At 66.9% G+C, this 1,260-nt stretch carries 2 protein-coding genes; one reads left to right on the forward strand and one right to left on the reverse strand.

Features of this window, described 5'->3' with window-relative positions; translation table 11 throughout:
• Positions 1-16: 16 nt before the first annotated feature.
• Entirely contained in the window at positions 17-565 is a 549-nt protein-coding gene (locus tag HMPREF9538_RS02045) for a TetR/AcrR family transcriptional regulator (RefSeq protein ID WP_004179582.1), read from the reverse strand.
• Positions 566-653: 88 nt separating this feature from the next.
• On the opposite strand from HMPREF9538_RS02045, the gene HMPREF9538_RS02040 reads away from it, so the two are divergent.
• The coding region (locus tag HMPREF9538_RS02040) for an NADP-dependent oxidoreductase (RefSeq protein WP_009486349.1) at positions 654-1,260 on the forward strand (607 nt) is incomplete at its 3' end.

The following is a 1,260-nucleotide window of genomic DNA, read 5'->3' on the forward strand; positions in this document are numbered from 1 at the left end:
GGGGCCCGGCCCGCCGCTAGCCGGCAGTCAGGATCGCGTCGGCCAGCACCGCTAAAATCCGCTCTGCGCGCGGGGCATGGGACGGTTGCTCCCGCAGCCAGGCAAGCGCGGCGATCAGATCGAACAGCTCCTCTCCGCTGAGATCTGGCCGTGCCAGCCCGGCCTGCTGCGCGCGGGTCAGCAGCGACGTACCGGCGGCGCGCAGGGCAACGCAGGCGCTGTGCAGGGCGGACTCAGGATCGTCGATGGCGCTCATCAGCGGGGCGATGATCCCGCGATGCTGATGGGTAAACGCCACGCTCTCGGCCAGCCACTCCAGCAGCGCCGCGGCAGGATCGGCGGCGAGCAGAAGCGACTCAGCCCGGGCGGTTAGCGCCGCAAAGCGGCTGCGGAGCAGGGCTTCCAGCAGGCTGTCGCGGTTGGGAAAGTGGCGGTAGAGGGTTCCCATTCCGACGCCCGCCCGGCGGGCGATATCGCGCAGCGAGGCCTCAGCGCCTTGCTCCACAAAGACGTCCCGGGCCACCTCGATCAACAGGTCATAATTTTTTCTGGCATCAGCTCTCATTGGCGTTCCTTGACAATCGGAGCACTGCTCCATATATTCGGAGCGGTGCTCCGTTAAATATAACGCATTTCCATATGAGGAGAAAGCGATGTCGACGCAGATGATGAAGGCCGTTCAACAGCACGCCTTTGGCGGGCCGGAAGTCCTGAGCTATGAGGATGCGCCCATGCCGGTCCTGCAGGCCGGTGAAGTACTGGTACAGGTGCACGCGGTGGGCGTGAACCCGCCGGACAGCTATCTGCGCGATGGCTATCAACAGCTGCCCCCGGAGTGGCGGCCCGAGGTCCGCTTTCCCTTGATCCTCGGGACCGATCTCTCCGGGGTGGTGGTGGCGCGGGCGGATGACGTCCGGGAGGTGGCGGTCGGCGACGAAGTGTATGCTATGGCGCGTTTTCCCGAAGGGGCGGCAGGGGGCAGCCGCGCTTACGCCGAGTACGTTAGCGTGCCGGTCAGCGACCTCGCTCGCAAACCCCTAACCCTGAGCCATCAGCAGGCCGCCGCGGTGCCGATGTCGCTCCTCACCGCCTGGCAGTTCATGATCGATCCCGGGCATGAGGTGGCGAATCCGCTGCAGCCGGGGCCGCATCGGCCGGTGCCGCTGGCGGGTAAACGCGTCCTGGTCAACGGTGCGGCAGGGGGAGTCGGTCATTTCGCCGTGCAGCTGGCAAAGTGGCAGGGGGGGGGGGGGGGGGGGG

Origin of the sequence: Klebsiella sp. MS 92-3 (assembly GCF_000195655.1) — a bacterium.
In the GTDB taxonomy this organism is placed as follows: domain Bacteria; phylum Pseudomonadota; class Gammaproteobacteria; order Enterobacterales; family Enterobacteriaceae; genus Klebsiella; species Klebsiella pneumoniae.